The sequence below is a fragment of the Ensifer sp. EB106-03-01-XG145 genome (genome assembly GCF_058792075.1).
The window spans coordinates 1-1409 of the sequence record NZ_JBYTEC010000067.1 but is presented as its reverse complement, the minus strand read 5'-3'; the positions used below and the strand labels follow the sequence as shown (position 1 = coordinate 1409).

Below are 1409 nucleotides of genomic sequence, written 5' to 3'. Positions count from 1 at the left end.
AACGAAGTAATAATGATTAGGATGGCGTCGCGTTTCTAAGTTGATTACTTTGTCTCATCTTTAATTAGCTGTGACATCGTGTGTAGCCGCAAAGTTAAAGTGTCCTGATCCTGCAAAGTTGGAATGTCACTCTCCCCGGGTTTTGCTGACCTGGGAGATTGCGGATGGGATTGATTGCGATGAGCGAACGCGATCTGCAGCGGATTGAGGTTTTGTCGAAAGTGATCGCCGGACGCATGACGTTGGCGTCGGCGGCGCGCGTGCTTGAGCTGAGCACCCGCCAGGTGCGTCGGTTGCTGGAGCGGATCAACACCGGCGGTGCGGCTTCGATCCGGCATAAGGCAATCGGCCGGCCCTCGAACAATCGGATCAGCGACGGTGTTCGGGATTATGCGGTGACGGTCGTTCGCGAACGCTATGTGGACTTTGGTCCGACCTTGGCAGCCGAGAAGCTGGCCGAGCGCGATGGGTTGCGGGTGTCGCGCGAGACGCTGCGCCAATGGATGTCGGACGACGGCCTCTGGCTGTCGCGCAAGCAGCGGCGGACGTTTCATCAGCCACGCTTGCGACGCGAGGCCTATGGCGAGCTGGTGCAGATCGACGGGTCGGAGCATCGTTGGTTTGAGGATCGCGGGCCGCCGTGCTCGCTACTGGTGTTCGTCGATGATGCGACGGGCAGGTTGATGCAGTTGCGGTTTGTGCGCTCGGAAAGCGCCTTCACCTACTTTGAAGCGCTGGCGCTTTACCTTGAGCATCATGGGGCACCTGTCGCCTTTTATTCCGACAAGCATTCGGTGTTTCGGGTGGCGAAGAAGGATGCCAGGGGTGGCCAGGGCATGACGCAGTTCGGGCGTGCACTCTCAGAGCTAAACATCGAGATTCTTTGCGCAAACTCCAGTCAGGCCAAAGGTCGCGTCGAGCGGATGAACCGGACGCTGCAAGATCGCCTGGTCAAGGAATTACGGCTGGCGGGTATCGACGACATGGAGGCTGGCAATAGGTTTTTGCCGGGCTTCATAGAGCACTACAACGCGCGGTTTGCGATCGTCCCTGCCCGACCCGATGACCTGCACCGCCCGCTGAATCTCGCCCCGGATCGGTTGCGCGACGTCCTGTGCAAACGTGAGCAGCGCTATGTTGGATCGCAGCTGACGTTTTCGTTCGAGCGCCAGCGGATCATGCTCGAGGAGACCGAGGTGACACGCGGCTTGGCTGGTCGCTATGTCGAGACCTATGCCTATGCCGATGGTCGATTGGATGTGCGGTGGAAAGGCCATTCCCTGCCCTACCAGATGTTCGATAAGGACCAGCGGGTGACGCATGCGGCGATCACTATAGCGCGGCGATCAGGATGAGACGGCGGCGACAATCTGGATGAGATTCTTATGTCGCGGTCGGGATGACCGTAT

Annotated in this window: 1 pseudogene; it reads left to right on the top strand. The window is 58.8% G+C overall.

The features are described 5' to 3' along the window. Positions 1-164 precede the first annotated feature (164 nt). A pseudogene (locus AC3WWH_RS34755) lies at positions 165-1352 on the top strand (ISNCY family transposase); the annotation flags it as partial. Positions 1353-1409: the final 57 nt, after the last annotated feature.